General features: G+C 68.1%; 9 protein-coding genes. All 9 read left to right on the forward strand.

What is annotated here, in order from left to right; translation table 11 throughout:
- The first annotated feature begins 168 nt into the window (after positions 1-168).
- The 9 genes from ACFWM2_RS06670 (at position 169) to ACFWM2_RS06710 (ending at position 16,251) form a co-directional block, all read left to right on the forward strand.
- Positions 169-1,170 carry an ArsR/SmtB family transcription factor gene (locus ACFWM2_RS06670; RefSeq protein WP_383274228.1) on the forward strand — a complete coding sequence of 334 codons (1,002 nt, stop codon included), beginning with the start codon at positions 169-171 and terminating at the stop codon, positions 1,168-1,170.
- A gap of 179 nt (positions 1,171-1,349) precedes the next feature.
- Entirely contained in the window at positions 1,350-1,481 is a 132-nt protein-coding gene (locus tag ACFWM2_RS06675) for a hypothetical protein (RefSeq protein WP_383273681.1), read from the forward strand.
- A gap of 234 nt (positions 1,482-1,715) precedes the next feature.
- Entirely contained in the window at positions 1,716-3,248 is a 1,533-nt protein-coding gene (locus tag ACFWM2_RS06680) for an amidohydrolase family protein (RefSeq protein WP_383273683.1), read from the forward strand.
- A gap of 494 nt (positions 3,249-3,742) precedes the next feature.
- Positions 3,743-6,004 (forward strand): ATP-binding protein, encoded by a 2,262-nt coding sequence (locus ACFWM2_RS06685; RefSeq protein ID WP_383273685.1) that lies wholly within the window; start codon positions 3,743-3,745, stop codon positions 6,002-6,004.
- A gap of 1,123 nt (positions 6,005-7,127) precedes the next feature.
- Positions 7,128-8,177: a ParB N-terminal domain-containing protein gene (locus ACFWM2_RS06690; protein ID WP_383273687.1), complete on the forward strand. Its 1,050-nt coding sequence runs from the start codon at positions 7,128-7,130 to the stop codon at positions 8,175-8,177.
- Positions 8,178-8,564: 387 nt separating this feature from the next.
- Positions 8,565-9,800, forward strand: coding sequence for an MFS transporter (locus ACFWM2_RS06695; RefSeq protein ID WP_383273689.1), 1,236 nt, complete (start codon positions 8,565-8,567; stop codon positions 9,798-9,800).
- 10 nt (positions 9,801-9,810) lie between these two features.
- Complete coding sequence (locus ACFWM2_RS06700) at positions 9,811-11,073, forward strand: ATP-grasp domain-containing protein (RefSeq protein WP_383273691.1); 1,263 nt, start codon at positions 9,811-9,813, stop codon at positions 11,071-11,073.
- A gap of 58 nt (positions 11,074-11,131) precedes the next feature.
- Positions 11,132-11,956 carry a transglutaminase-like domain-containing protein gene (locus ACFWM2_RS06705; protein ID WP_383273693.1) on the forward strand — a complete coding sequence of 275 codons (825 nt, stop codon included), beginning with the start codon at positions 11,132-11,134 and terminating at the stop codon, positions 11,954-11,956.
- Between the two features lie 128 nt (positions 11,957-12,084).
- Positions 12,085-16,251: an AMP-binding protein gene (locus ACFWM2_RS06710; RefSeq protein ID WP_383273695.1), complete on the forward strand. Its 4,167-nt coding sequence runs from the start codon at positions 12,085-12,087 to the stop codon at positions 16,249-16,251.
- Positions 16,252-16,277: the final 26 nt, after the last annotated feature.

Here is a 16,277-nt window from a genome sequence, read left to right on the forward strand (position 1 = left end):
GCTGTCTGTTCGAACGTGGTTGCCACGAGTTCGCTGCCGGACCTGCCTTCGCCGCCCGCTGTTCGGCGAAGGCGTCGTCTGGCTGTGGCTTGATAGGCCGTTGCGTGGTGCCAGTTGGGAATTGAGACTGTTGTGGGTGAAACAGTGACGTGTAGGACGGGGCGCTTGGTGAAACGTATTCATTTCACTGCGGAGGACCTGGCGCGGACCCGCGTTGTCACGACGATTGGTGTGGCGGCGGAGACCTTCGACAGCGTGAGGCGGTTGAAGGCCCGCGACGCCAGTCCCGCATTCCGCCGCTGGCGGGTGTCGGTTCGTGGAGGGCTTGACGGACAGGTCCACCCACTCACTGCGCTGATGCCCCTGAACGGGCAGCTGGTCGACCTGATGAGCCTGGCCGGAGACACGGCATCCATCGACGAGGCGGTGGACAATCTCCTGACGGCGCCCCGTGCCCTGATGCGCCTTGAACTGGAGAACATCGACTTCCATCCCGCGCACCGTTCCTGGGCCCAGAATCTGGTGGACGGTAAGGGGGAGGCTCGTCTCCAGGTGGCCGCGGCGCTCAGGGCCTGTTACAGCACAGCCGTCGCCCCGTACTGGAGCAGCGTGCGCTCCCATCTGAGCAGGGTCCGGGCCGCGTACGCCGGCACAATGGCCGACGGCGGAGTCGAGCAACTCCTCACCACACTCTGCGGTCCATCGATCCGCTGGCGGCCTCCCGTGCTCGAACTGGCCCACACAGGCGATGAGGACATCCACCTGAACGGCCGAGGTCTGGTCATCGCGCCAACCATGTTCTCCCAACAGCAGATCGGCTTTCTGCAAGCTCCACTGGACCCGGGCCGGCCACCTGTTCTGGCCGTTCCCACCGTCATTGACACCTCACTCGACACCGCCCTGTGGCAACATGCCGGCGATCCCGTCACCCACTCGCTCGATCAACTGCTGGGACGTACCAGGGCCGCAGTGCTGAGAGCGAGCGTCGGCGGATGCGGAACCTTGGAGTTGGCCGGCCGCCTGGACATCTCGCCGCCGGCGGCGAGTTATCACGCGACGGTGCTGCGCAACGCCCGCCTGATCACCACCCGGCGTGAGGGCAAGGCGGTCGTTCACACGGTCACGTCCCTGGGCATCGCCGTGCTGGAGCAGAGGTACCCCCTCGCCTGACGGGACGGCCGGGGCCCGACCAGGAGGCAGCCGCCAAGGTTTCGAAGACCGTCGAAACCTTGGCGGCTGCGTCCGGTGACACCTACGTTGAGCCACCAAGCAAGCCACCCGTCGGAGCCCGGCCGAGGAACGCACCGGCCACCGAACCTCACTGGCCGGTCGACGAACGAGGAGTCCAGATGCGTCTGCGCAAGCGAGCGGTTGCCGTCGAATTCGTAAGCACCACGGCCGCTCCCCAGGGCATGGCCTTGCCCATGCCCTGGGACACCAGTAGGACTCCCACGGCCACCACCCACGACACCACCACCTAGACGGCCGATGTGCGCAGCACGGGCACCGTGCTGTGCGGTTCTCCCTGCCACCGGTAGTCGGCGGCCGTTGCAGCGGGTGCGCGACGACTCTCTGTGGTCGACCTGAGCGGTCGGAGGCGGGTGTACTTTTCAGCACTTCATTTACGGTGTCCAGCACTCCTGCCTCGCAGCCGTCCGGTGGCGATGGTGGTCGACGACAGCGACGGCCGGTCGCCTTGACGAGGGAGTACGCACATGGCACACACAGTTTCCCGGCGGTCCGTGTTGGCGGGGGCAGTCGCCGGCGCGGTGACGGGCACAGCCTGGCCGGGAGCCGCGAGCGCGGCGCAGCGGTCCGCGGACGCGGAGGTCACCGCTGTCACGGGGGTGACCGTGATCGACGCGGCCGACGGTACCCGGCGCGACCAGAACGTGCTGGTGCGCGACGGCCGCATCATGGACGTCGGCCATCTCCACCGCGTGCCGGTCCCGCGTGGGGCGCGAGTGGTCACCGGTCACGGCAAGTTCCTCATTCCGGGGCTCGCCGACATGCACACCCACGCCACCGAAATCGACCCCACCGACCCCGAGATGTATGTGGTCAACGGTGTCACCACCACTCGCCAGATGAGTTCCAGCGAGGCGGTCCGCGGCTGGCGCCGGGAAATCGAGGCGGGCGCCCGGCTGGGACCTCGGTGGACCGTCGGCAGCGCCATCGTGGATGGCTCGCCATCGCTGTGGGAGGGGCTCGGCGCGCCCTACGTGTCGGTGGCCGACGCCGCGCAGGCCCGCACAGCCGTGCGTCGGCAACGGAAGGCCGGGGCGGACTTCATCAAGACGTACACCCGGTTGAGTCGCGGGTCGTTCCACGCGATCGCGGCCGAGTCGCGACGGCTGGGCATACCGTTCGCCGGGCACGTGCCGGACCTTGTCCCCGTCACTGAGGCCAGCAATGCCGGCCTGGCCAGCATCGAGCACCTCTTCGAGTTCTGGTACGACACCTCGCGGGACGAGGAGCGGCTGCGCCGGGAGATCGCCCGTGTACGTGTCGACGGAGGCGACTACGCGGGCTGGATGACCAAGACGCACCCTTTGGAGTACGCCGCTGCGCGCACCTACGATCCGGGCAAGGCGCGGCGAGTCTTCGAGCGACTGGCCCGCAACGGCACCCGGGTGACGCCGACGCTGACCGTGCACCGCACCGCCGACGTACCGCAGGACGTCGCACACGACGACCCCCGGTTCCGGTACGTCAGCGCGGACACGCTGGCCTACTGGCAGTGGACGACGGAGAACATCTACCTCAAGGGGCGTACTGCGCGGGAGAGCGAGGAGCGGCGTGAACTCTTCGGTCTGCGCGGGATGTTGGCCGGAGCGCTGGCCGAGGCGGGCGTGCCGCTGATGACAGGCACTGATCTCGGTACGTCGTACCTGCTACCGGGTTTCGGCCTGCACGACGAGTTGGAGCTGCTGGTGCAGGCCGGCTTGAGCCCGGCGCAGGCGCTGCGTGCGGCCACCCTGGAGCCGGCGCGTTTCCTCGGCCACAGCGACGCGGGGACGATCGCCCGCGGCAACGTCGCCGACCTGGTGCTGCTGGAGGCGGACCCGCTGCGGGACATCCGCAACACGACCCGGATCAACAGCGTGTTCGTGCGTGGGCGGTTGATCGATTCCGACGGGCGACGGCGGATGCTCGCCGAGATCGAGGCAGTCGCCGACCGGCCGGTGACCGGCGACATTCCGGCGGCTGCGGGTTGTGCGTGCCACGGTGGCAGGCTGCGCGGCTGAGCACTGGCGGCGGGCTGAGCCGCGGCGCGGTCCGGATCGGCGCCGATGCCTCGGCCAGGGCCCGCCCCAGCCGGTCGAAGCGAGCGTGCGGAGTGTTCGGTTCGGAGCTGAAAATACCCCGCGATACGGCGCCTGGCCGGCCCTCGTCCAGCCAATTGCACGCGCAACATCAGGCGCAGCTCAACGCTCGTCAGCGCAGGCGGGCGGTGGACGCCGCTGCGAATCACCCGTTCGTCTTCGTCGACCGGCTGCCGGTGACGTTGGTCAATTTGCGGCATGGGCACCACGCACGCCGGAGTACATGGCGTGGTCGATTCAACGCTGATTGAACCGAACGATTACGTGTCTTCTGGCGGATGGCACTCTTGGTGAGTGCCGGCCGGTGCGGCAAAGGGTGCTTGCCGCCGGCAGCTGCTCGAAGACGTGCGGTACCACGGCGAACTGCTCAGACGAACAGGTCGCCTGGGGCCGATCGTCCTGGTGGGGGAGAACCTGTGGAAGATCATTTTGGTGCGGCAATCCGGCGGTATCGGTTGCGTGCGGGGCTGACACAGGAGGCCTTGGCGGAACGTTCCGGTGTTTCGGTCAGCACGATCCGCGGCATGGAGAGCGGCAGGCGACGCAACCCACAGCTGGCCTCGGTGCGCAGACTGGCCGCCGCATGCGATCTGCGGCCGATCGAGCTGGAGGAGCTGCTGGCCGCGGCGGCGGGCGCCGTCGAGCATCCGGCGATTCCGGTCCCGCGTCAGCTGCCTGCTCCGCCTGTGCCGTTCGTGGGCCGTCATCACGAACTTGAGCGGCTGGACGCCGCTTTGCGGGCTGGTTCGGCTGCGGCGGCAACGGTGGTGCTTTCCGCGATCGCCGGCGCCGGTGGGGTCGGCAAGTCGTGGCTGGTGTTGCATTGGGCGCACCGCAATGCCGACCGATTTCCCGACGGGCAGCTCTTTGTCGATCTGCGGGGTTTCAGCCCCGACGGCGACCCGATGGATCCGGCGGTGGCGGTCCGGGGATTCCTCGACGCGCTGGGCGTCGAGCCCAACCGCATTCCCCTCGCCCCGCACGCGCAAGCGGCGTTGCTGCGCAGCCTGGTGGCGGACAAACGGATGCTGCTGGTACTCGACAACGCCGCCGACAGCGCCCAGGTCGCCCCTTTGCTGCCGGGCGGCGGCACCTGCACCGTGGTCGTCACCAGCCGCAATCGGCTGTCCGCCCTGATCACCGGGCACGGCGCCCACCACCTGTGCGTCGACACGATGAGCGACACCGAGGCCCGCACTCTGCTTGCCGCCCGCCTCGGTAGTGCCCGTATCGAAGCCGAGCCCGCGGCGGTGGACGAACTCGTCCACTTGTGCGGCGGGTTCCCGCTGGCGCTGAGCATCGTCGCCGGTCGGGCCCACACCCAACCGCAGCTGAAGCTGGCCGACTTCGCCGATGAACTGCGCGAGGGCGCACTGGACGTCCTCGACGACGCCGACCCTGCCGCGAGCCTGCCCGCGGTGCTCTCGTTGTCCCATCATGCGTTGAGCGACGAAGAAGCCGAAGTGTTCGCCCTGCTCGCTCTCGCCCCCGGCCCCGACATCGGCCTGGCTGCTGCCAGCAGCCTCACAGGCCGCGGCCGAAGCCGGACCAGGAGCGTGCTGCGCACGCTGGAGCAGGCATCGCTCATCGGCCAGGACGCCGCGGGCCGCTACCGTATGCACGATTTGATCCGCCGTTACGCCACCACCGCCCACGATCTGTCCGAGGGCACACGCACGGCAGCGCTGCGGCGGGTGCTCGACTTCTACACCCACACCGCGTACGCCGCTGCCTGTCTCCTGGATTCCCACCGCGCCCCCATCGAGCTCGCTGCGCCGGTTGCCACCTGCAGCCCCCAGGCGGTGGGCGACATCCCGGCGGCGATGGACTGGTTCGATGCCGAACATGGCAATCTGCTCGCCGCCCAACGCGCCGCCGCCGCACATGCTTTCCACGTAACGGCCTGGCAGCTGGCCTGGACGCTGAACGACTTCCACTACCGACGAGGACACCGCCACGATCAGCTGGCCGTGTGGCAGATCGCGGTCGCCTGCGCGGGCCACCTGCCCGATGCCGGCGCCCAGATCCTCACCCATCGCCTCCTGGGCCGCGCCTACGTCGTGCTCGGCCACCATCAGGAGGCGATCAAAGCCCTGAACCAGGCGCTCGCCCTGAGTGAGCAGCAAGAGGACCGTGCCCTGCAGGCTCAGGCACACTACACGCTCGCCTCGATCCACCCGGACGGCCGGCAGGCGCTGGAGCATGCCAGACGTGCCCTGGACCTCTACCGCGGTCTCGATCAGCCGATCGGGGAAGCCAATGCGCTCAACGCCGTGGGCTGGTACGCCGCGCGCCTCGGCGAGCTGGACACCGCCCGCGAGCACTGTCGGTCCGCCCTGACCCTCTACCAGCACCACCATGACGTGAACGGTGAAGCGCAAACCCTGGACAGCCTTGGCTACATCGACCACCACAGTGGCCGCCACCACGATGCCCTTCAGCGCTATCGCCAAGCCATCAGTCTGTACCGCGACCTCGACAACACTTACGAGACCGCTGACACGCTCGAGCGGCTGGGTCATTCCCACGCCGCTTTGGGCCACCACGACCAGGCCTGTTCGGCGTGGCGGGAAGCGCGGGATCTGTACCGACAACAAGACCGCGATCAGGAAGCCGAGCAGGTGGAGCGAGAGCTCGACTGCCTCAGCGACGAGGACAACCGAAGCAGCTCCCCGTGACATCACGCGCAGTGGCAGGCACCAAAACCGCTCAACTCCCCTAGGACGCCAGCACGTTGAGTGACCTCCCGCGCCAGGTGGTCCCGCTCATGGCCACTGGGCCGTATCCACGACCTGGCCTGCGCCAGGCTGACGACCACTGCCGCCTGGACCTCATCGACCTCAGCGCGGCGGACTGGCTTGGCTCAGGGGGCAAGTAGCGACAGTGAGCGCGCCCGGGCAGACACCCGCTGGCTCCCGAGAGCGCGGACCAGGTTCGGCGCTGTTGCGGCGCGCATGGGGCATCGTCTGCCGTCCTGAGTGCCAGTCCGCTCCGCAGGCGCCGCGTGGGTGGGCCCTCCTCAACCACAATCGCGTCACGATCACGTACAAGTGGTCTCCGGCACGCGGGTTGTGACCAGCCGGACCGGTCATACGTGAACGGTTGGTGAGCTGTTGGACCGCCTGGCGCACCAGCACGATGGTGAGGACACAGCACGGCGTGCGGTGCACGGCAGATTGCCCGGGCCTTGCCGGCGATGACGCAAGGCGTGGGTGGCAGTCAGAGGATGCGAGAGGGGGAATACGCGGGACCGGTCGACCTCGGGGGAACGACGTACCTCAGGACGGAACTGTTGTATGGACGGATGTACCGAGTTGCGCCTGGGCTCGTTCGATGAGGTCCGGAGCTGCGTGGCTATGCACGAGGGAGCCACTTTGCTGTCGTAAGCCCACGTGCTGTCCGACCCGTTGCCTGGTAGCCGGTGCACTGCCACAGAGCGCCGCAGGCCGTCACAATGCCCCATCCTTCGACAGAGATTGAAAGGTTGGATAGCACCGGGCGGTGGATGCTCTACTGCCTCAATGAGCCGGTAGTGCGGCGCGTACGCATTCGCTTCGGGCAGAACAAGCGGAACAAGGGGGAGGCCGACGACCGCCACCGTGTACTGGCGCGCGGTCTCTTCTGAGTTCGATCCGGTCCATCGAAAATCGTGGTCACGATCAGTCACTTCGGCCACCCGAAACATGACAGTGCATCCTCAGAAATTCGGCTACAACCCATCAGGAGAATCGTGGGCATATGTAAGAGGCTTGCCGGCCCGGCTTCCGACGAGTGTTGCGATCTGAGTGTCGGAGCGCAGCCGTGACAACTACCATCGAGAATTCGTTGCTGGAAGACCAGCGGATCAACGTGCCCGTGGATCGTTCGTGCGAGGACGGCGGTGGTCCTGAGCAGCGGCGGATCGAGATGGTTCCACTTGCGCGCCTATCGGTGTCTGATTCCCCGAGAGGCGCGGGTACGGACATGGACCATGTCCGGCTACTGGCCGAGACCGAGACACCGCTGCCCCCGATCGTTGTGCACCACTCGACGATGCAAGTCATCGATGGTAGGCACCGTGTGAGGGCAGCGGAGCTCCGTGGCGAGAGCCACGTCGAAGTTCGGTTCTTCGAGGGCAGTCAGGAGGACGCCTTCGTCCTCTCGGTACGGCTCAACACGACCCATGGCCTTCCGCTCTCGCAAGCCGACCGTGCTGCCGCAGCGACGCGTATCGTCTCTACGCACCCGCAGTGGTCGAACCGGATGATTGCCTCTGTGGCGGGGCTTTCCGCGAAGACGGTGGGCGCCATCCGTGAGCGTTCAACCGGGGAAATTCCCCAGTTGAACGCAAGGGTGGGCCAGGACGGACGGGCCCGTCCCATCGACCCGCGGCAAGGACGCGAGGCCGCCTGCAGGTTGCTGTCCGCGCAGCCGGACGCTTCGCTCCGGCAGATCGCCGAAGCGTCCGGTATAGCTCTCGCCACCGCCAAGGACGTACGGGAGCGGATACGCCGCGGCGAGGATCCGATTCCCGCGCAATTGAGGCGCACGCAGAAGCTGAACAGCCCGGCGGCCAGCGGCACGCGGGGCACGGCGACCGGTGCTCAGGTGGCTCCGTCACCTGCCGAGAACCAGTCCCAGGTCTTTCTCCAGCGGTTGCGGAAGGACCCGTCACTGCGCTTCTCCGATGCCGGCAGGAATCTGCTCCGTCTCCTGGGGGAGCGGCCGATGGAAGCGAAGGACTGGGAGAGGCTCGCCGAGAGCGTGCCCCAGCATTGGATCGAGGCGGTGGCCCGGATCGCGCGGGAGTACGCGCAGGATCTGACGCATTTTGCGCACGCGATCGAAAAGCGACAGCACGCCACTTGGTGATCACGTCACCCGCCGTACACGGCCAAATCCATGCGTGGCGACCGCTGTTGGAGTCATAACCCGTACGCCGTGGTGCACCTGTGTTTTCCTCGCCGCGTGTGTTTACCTCGTCGGGTGGAGACCGGTGGGCCACGGCGCAAGCGGTTCTGGGATGGAGCCCGCCGCCGCGACCGCGGCAGCGGGGCAGTTTCCGGTCGTGGTGAGGTCTCACCCGAGGAGCGACATTGGACACCTTCAGGAGTTCGGTGGTCGACCGACCATTTTGACACTTGAGCATGACGGACCGCTTTTGTTCCACCGGGAATTGCCTTGTCGGCTCCGTTCTCCTGTGTTGGCTTTCCCGTCTGTTCCCAGTGGCCTTGGCTTCGCGACTCTGGTAGGAGATCGATGCTCAACGTCGGCGCATATCGCCGGGTGCTGTCGCTGCCCGACTTTGCCGGTTTCCTGTGGCTCAGCCTTCTCCTGCGGGTGCCCAACGTCGCGGCACCGACGGTGCTCACGCTTTACACCGTCACGGGGGCGCACGGCGCGAGTTTCGGGGCAGCCGGCTTGGTGGTCGCGCTGTGGACGACAGGCATGGCGGTCGGATCGCCTGTGCAGGGCTGGTTCATCGACCGGCGGGGCTTCCGGCCGGTCCTCGTCGCGGCAACCCTCGTGCAGGCGGGGTTCTGGGGCTGCGTACTGGTCATGCCCTTCCCCGTCTTCGCGGCGACCGCATTCATCTCGGGGCTGTTCGTGGTGTCGGGTCGTACCGTCACCCATCTGGCCATCAGCGCCATCGTTCCAGAGGACAGCAGTCACACCGCGTTCGCCCTCAACTCGATGCTGACCGGCGTCCCCTTGCTGGTGGCGCCGGCTGTCACGGTGGTGGTCGCCACCCAGGCGGGCACCTCGGTCGCGGTGCTCGGTGTGGGAGCCGTGTTCGTCCTGTCGTGTGCGTCGTTGGCGACCCGCGAGCTTCCGTCGGTGCGTCGCCCGGCCGGCGGTGTCTCCGGGGGTATCCGGTCGGTGCTGAGCGGCAAACTGGCCATGACGTTCACCTGCGTTGCCGCGGTGGGCGTGATGACAACCGGCAGTGACGTCGCGCTGCTGGCGACCCTGAAGTCGGTGGATCAGACCGCGTGGGCCGGTGTGGTGATGGCCGTGTGTGCGGCCAGTTCGATGCTCGGCGGATTCATCTACGGCAGCCGCGAGCGCGGTTGGCGACCCGCACCGGTGGTTGCGCTGGTGGGCTTGTTCATGATTCCCATCGGGATCTGGGCCGACTGGCGCTGGATGATCGTGGCCTTCGTCCCCGCCGCGATGCTGGTCTCCTCGGCGTTCTCCGCCACCGCTGATGCCGCGGCCAGGCTGGCCGCGCCCGACATGCGAGCCACGGTCATGAGCGTCTATGGAGCATTCATGACGGCCAGCGGGTCACTGGGGCCGCCGTTGGCCGGAGTGGTCTACGACCTCGGCTCGCATCAGATCAGTTTTCTGGTGATCGGTACCGTCGGCGTCCTCGCCGGATTGCTCGCCTGGCGCCCGTTGAGCGAGCTGACGCCACGGGGCAGCGCCGAGAACCTGTTGACCACCGACCCAGTCGGATTGCCCGATGCCATCGAGCCGAATCCGGGAAAATGAGGAACGAACCATGTCATCAGCACGCCGCGTCGTCATCGTCGACGCATATGGACCGACGAAGCCGCTGGCGGAGGAATTCCGCGCGGCAGGTGTGGAATTGGTCAGGGTGCAGAGCAGCCCCGTGGTCCCCGCTCTGTACCCGGGCGAGGTCGACCTGGCCGACTATGTGGACGACATCCTCCACGACGGTGATCTGGCCGCCACGGTGGCCCGGTGCCGGGCGTACGAGCCGGTCGCCGTGGTCGTCGGCAGCGAGCCGGGCGTCGAGCTGGCCGATGCGCTCGGCGCCGAGCTGGGGTTGGTGTCCAACGGTGTCGCACTGAGCGCGGCCCGCCGGGACAAGTACGCCATGATTGAGACCATCCGGCAGGCCGGCCTGACGACGATGCGGCAGATCCGTTCGGATTCGTCCGAGGAACTGTTCGAATGGCACCGCTCGATCGGGGGCCGGGTCGTCGTCAAGCCGTTGCGCTCGACAGGCAACGACGGGGTCTATTTCTGCGATACGCCCCAGGAATCGGTCGTGGCCTACGACAAGGTCGTCGGCGCCGTCAACCTGTTCTCCGAGCGCAACGCCGCTGTGGTCGCGCAGGAATACCTGCGCGGCACGGAGTACTCGGTCAACACGGTCAGCCGCGACGGCAGGCGCCATGTCACGGACATGTGGCGTACGTCGCGGATCTCGGTGAACGGTGTCATCGACTTCGCCAGCCAGGTGCACCTGATGCGGCGACGAGGCGAGGTGCAGGACCAACTCGCCGACTACGCAGGCCGAGTTCTGGACGCGCTGGAGATCCAGCACGGTCCGGCGCACCTGGACATCAAGATCACGGATTCGGGACCGGCGCTGGTGGAGGTCGGACCGCGGCTGTGCGGCGGACGAATCCCCTCATTCACCAAACGGCTGCTGGGCGAGTCCCAACTCGACCTGACGGTGGACGCCTACCTGAACCCGGAAAGATTCCACGAGCGCATCGGGGGTGACTATCCGATCGGGCGCCACTTCGCGATCGTGCCGATGATCTCCCCGGTTGAAGGGACCTTGCGTGGCTACCGGCATCTGGACCGTATCCGTGGGCTGGAGAGCTTCCACGAGGTCATCGTCTTCATCAAGCCGGGCGAGAAGATCGTGCCCACCGTCGACGACATGACTCCGCTGCTGGTGCTTCTGGAACACGACAACGAGGAGACGGTGCTGCGCGACGCCGGCACGATCAACTATCTCGACGGTGAAGGGTTTTATGAATTGGAGCCCGAAACCGCCGTGGAGTAAGCCCCATTGGCACCTCGGGGGCGTGCTGGAAATTCATGAATCCGATAAACTCGGCAGCATGAATGAAGTGGGTTTCTACCGACAGCAAACCGAAGTAACCGATCCCGGTGACCGTGTAGATCTGCTCACAGGAATACCCGATGGCGTGGCGGAATTGGCCGCCCTTGTCCAGGGCGCCGTACTGCACCGTGACGCCGCGTTGTGGCGGTTCAGTGTCCTGTTGTCCGACGAACGCTATGCGGAAGGCGAAACGCGCCTCGTCCGGGACATCCTCGCGATGCTCGGCGGGCTCGACGAGCGACCGCCCGAGCAGCGCTTCGCGGGAACCTGCCGGGACTACTGCGTGCTGTTGTGCTCGATGCTGCGGCACCGTGGCGTGCCCGCGCGCATCCGGGGCGGGTTCGCCAACTACAACCGGTTTCTGGGTGCTCCCCGGTTGTTCGACGACCACTGGGTGGTCGAGTACTGGAACGCCGAGCACGGCTGGCGGCTGGCCGACGGGCAGTACGCCAGTCCGGCGGCAGCCGACTATCAGGTCGGCTTCGACCCCGTCGATGTGCCTCGGGACCGGTTCGTGGTGGCCGGGCAGGCATGGCTGCAAAGTCGCGCCGGCACGCGCGACGCCGAGCGGTTCATCGTCAGCGGCCTGCGCCGCGGCGGCCTGCCGATGATCGCCCAGACCGTGGTGCGCGACCTGGCCGCGCTGAACAAGGTCGAGGGATTCCCGTGGGACACCTGGGGAATCATGACCGCGCCGTTCGAGGATCTCGGTACGGACGAGCTGGAATTGTTGGACAGCGCCGCGGAAATCAGCGCCAAGGGCGGCCCGGTCGACGATGCACGGGAGCTCTATGCGGCGCATTCCGCACTGCGTGCCGAGTGATGCCCGACGTGCGTTGACGCGTTCCCGGCCACGGAAATCGCCCGGTTGTACGGCTCGACGCCGCCGGCCCGGCACCAAGGTGTCCGATGATCGCCCGCCGCCCACGAAGCAGAAAGAACTCCGATCTCGTGACTACGCACATCACTTCGGTTCCCGAGCTGCTCCATCGGCAGGCGCAGGCGCACCCCGACCGGATCGCGCTCAGTGACGGCACCCGTTCTCTCGACTACCGCGCTCTTGAGCGGTCGGCCCGGAGGATCGCAGTGCGGCTGACCGGGCGCGGCGTCGGGCGGGGTCAGCGCGTGGCCCTCCTCGGGCCGCGCGACGTGCGCCTCTTCACGATGCTGTACGGCGTACTGCGCTCTGGAGCGACGGCGGTGGTCGCCGGCGAGGAATGGAGCGAGCCCGACCTGTGCCGGAGGCTGACCGCCGTCTCCGCCAGTTGCATGCTGACCAGTGGACCTGACGTGCGGGTTCCCGCCGGGTGGCAGGGCGACGTGGTGGACGTCGATGCGCTGAGCGGAACGTCGCCGGAGGCGACGCCGATGACCGACGCCCCGCAGGGCACCGATCTGGCCTACCTGTCGTTCACCTCGGGCTCTGCCGGTGAGCCGAAAGCCGTAGCGGTCAGTCATGCCAACGTCGTTCACTATGCGCAAGCACTAAGGGACCGTCTCGGGCTCACCGACGACGACGTGCCGTGCGTCGCACACATGACCACGTTGGCAGCCGATCTCGGCCACACGTCCTGGCTGCTCGCACTGGCGACCGGGGGACGGGTCCACGTCGTGCCGGATCACCTCACGCGTGACCCAGAAGCATTCTGGCCGTCGGTGCGCGAGGCGGGCGTATCGATGATGAAGACCACGCCGACGCACCTGACGGCGCTGCTGGAGGAGAGGCCCGCCGGTGCCCCCACCCTGGCCACCGTGTTGCTCGGCGGCGAGGTGCTGTCGAGATCCTTCGCTGTCCGGTTGCTCGACGAGGGCATCGCGCATCGGGTGGTCAACCACTACGGGCCGACGGAGACGACCATCGGCGCCACCAGCTTCGTCGCCAACGCAGTGGCCGATCTGCCGACCGGCGAAGCGACCGTGCCGATCGGCACCGCTCTTGGTGACGGGGTGCTGCGGCTGGTGGACGACGACGGGCGAACGGTCGCCGACGAACAGCCCGGCCAGCTGCTGATCGGCGGTCCCGGCGTCAGCGCCGGCTACTTCGGCCGTACGGAGGAGACGGCGCGGTGCTTCGTCGCGTACGACGGTGAGCGCATGTACCGCACCGGCGACATCTGCCGCCGTCGCCGTGACGGCACCCTCGTCTTCCTGGGCCGCTCCGACCGGCAGGTGAAGATACGCGGCTTCCGGGTCGATCCCGCGGAAGTCGAGCGCATCATCGACGCGTGGCCGGGCGTCGCTGCTTCGGCCGTCCTCGTCCGGTCCGCACCCGCCGGCGATCGGCTGCTGGCCGCGGTACGGCTCGCCGGCACCGACGAGACCGCGCTAGACGAACTGCGCGCACACCTGCACGAGCGGCTGCCCGGCTACTCGATACCGGCCCCGATCGTGGCGCTGTCGAAATTCCCCGCCGGACCAAGCGGAAAGCTCGACCGTGCCTGCCTGCTCAAGGCCCTGGACGAGGTCATCGCGCAGCGGGCCGGTCGCGTGAGCTCCACGTCCGGTGACCGGCCGATTCCGGCCGATCCGCTGCTGGTCGAAGACATCGCTGGTCTGTGGGCGGGCGCCCTGGGTCTGCCCGAGGTTGCCTTTGATGCCGACGTGCTCGCGCTCGGCGGCGATTCGATCCTCGCGATGCGCACGGTCGCGCTCGTGCGCCGGCATGGCTACCAGATCACCTTCGAGGACTTCTACCTCAGTCCGACGCCCCGTTCACTCGCCGCCGCGGCACGACCGGTTCGGGACGACACCGCGGAGCCGATGCGGACCGACCGGGGCCGGCGAGTGCTCGCACCGGCCCAGCGCTGGTTCTTCAGCCAGGGTGTCGAGGAAGCCGGGCACTGGAACCAGGCGGTGTTGCTGCGCTGTTGCCGGCCGGTCGACGCGGGAGCGCTCAGTGGTGCCGTCGCCGCGGTGCTCGAACGCCATCCCGCGTTGCGCCGGCCCGTCGGTCCGGACGGTCCAGCTGACAAGGCCCGAGCGGTGGCCGACCTGGAGGCTGTGACGTTCTCGCGGCTCCCGCCCGAGCCGGACCGGATCGCCCCCGTGGTCGAGGGGGTGTGCGGCGAGTTGCAACGCAGTATGAACCCTGCATCAGGGCGGCTGGTCCGCGTCCACCTGTTCCGCGGCGAAGGCGGAAGTGACGACCGGCTGGCCATTGTCGTGCATCACCTGGCCATAGACGGCTTGTCCTGGCGCATCCTGCTCGACGACCTGGCCGTCGCCTATCGCGCCATGCTGGTCGACGGACGGGCACAGCTGCCGCCGACCTCCGACTTCTACCGCTGGGCCGCAACCCGCCCGCCACTCGGGCCCGTGCACGCATCACCGGATCTGCCACCTTTGCCGCTGGACGGTCCCAGCGGGGGAGCCGAGCCGGCCGCGCTCAGCTGGACCCTGAACGAGGCGGCCACCGCCGATCTCTCCGCACGCCACGGTCGTGCCCAGCGGCTCGAAGCAATTCTGCTCGCGGCCTTCGCCGACGCGGTGTCCGACTGGAGCCGACGACCCGGTATCACGGTGGAGGTGGAGACCCACGGCCGTGATGTCGACTCCGCCGAGTACCTGGACACCATCGGCTGGTTCACCGCGGTGAAACGGGTGCCGCTCCGTCGGAGAAACCGGATCGACGAAGTGGAACGGCGGGTGCGCGAGGCGCCGTTGCTGCCGATGGACGCCGAGGGCATGCGTCCCGAGGCCGGGTTCAACTTCCTCGGCGCCTTCCAGCTTCCGGACGAGCCGGCGCTGGGCTGGACCGTGGCGACCGAGTCGCCCGGCGTGGCGCGGTGCCCGAGCGGGGATCCGCTCTACCGGTTGCGGCTCACCGCACGCCTTGTCGAGGGCAGGCTGGTCACCGACCTCGTCTACGCCGCTCCGGCCCTGTCCCACAGCAGCGCCGAGCGCATCATGGCCGCGTTCGGCCGCGACGTCGCGGCCGCGGCGGGCGCCGAGGCTCCTGCGCCGGTAGCGGTGCCGGAGTCGACGTCGGGCCAGTTGCTGTACACGGGAGCAACTCGGCGCCGGTGGCGCCGCAGCGTGGTCAGCGAGCCGGCACGGGTGTTGCTCACCGGAGCCACCGGTTACCTCGGCGGGCATCTGCTCACCGAACTCACCGCACGGGGCGCGCGGGTCACCTGTCTGGTCCGCGGTAGGCCCGAGGCCGACGCGGCCCAGCGGCTGACCGGGCGGGACGGCGTCGACGTGGTCGTCGGTGACATCACCCAGGACGGCCTCGGCCTGTCCACCACCGGCCTTGCCGCTGCCCGGACGGCCCAGGTCGTGCTGCATGCCGCCGCCGACGTCCGGCTCGTCGCCTCTCCCACCGAGCTGGTGGGGACGAACACCGCGGCCGTCCGCCGACTGCTCGACTGGCTCGACACCGAAACCGACGGGGTGCGTTTCCACCACATCTCCACGCTTGCCGTCGCAGGCCACCTCGACGGATCTCCGCGCGTTTTCGGCGAAGCGGATCTGGACATCGGCCAGAGTTTCCACAACTCCTACGAGCGGTCGAAGTTCAGTGCCGAGGAGCTCGTCCGCTCGTGGGCATCCTCGGGCCGCCAGGCGGTCGTCCACCGCAGCGGACACATCGCGGCACACAGCCGTTCCGGCGTCTTCCAGCGCAATGTCGCCGACAATCGCGTATACCAGCTCATCCGGGGTTACATCCTGGCCGGCGCCGCACCCCGGCGGCCGGGGACGAGGTTCGCGTTCTCACACGTCGATACCGTCGCGGGCGGAATCGCCGCACTCGCGCTGCAGCCGTACACCGCCCCTGGCACCTACCACGTCGAGACTCCTTACGAGTTGCCGCACGACGAGCTCGTGGGCTGGCTCAACGACTGCGGGTATCCGGTGACGCTCACCGGCGACGACGACTTCGCCGAGATCATCAGCCGCGTCGAGCAGCAGCACCAGGTGGCTGCCCGGCTGGCCGAGACCTGGTCCCGGCTGCCCGATCGCAACATCGTCGTCGACTCCTCGTACACGACGTCGGTGTTGGCCCGGGCCGGAGTGCGTTTCGCGGAGCCCACTCGGGAGTGGTGGGCAGCCGCCCTGTCATGGGCCGAAGACGTCGGTTTTCTCAGCCCGGTACTCACGTCCCGGCGGACCGGCTGACCGGGCCGGCCCGCCATCGTCCCAAG

The sequence above is a fragment of the Streptomyces sp. NPDC058371 genome (assembly GCF_042723265.1).
GTDB lineage: Bacteria > Actinomycetota > Actinomycetes > Streptomycetales > Streptomycetaceae > Streptomyces.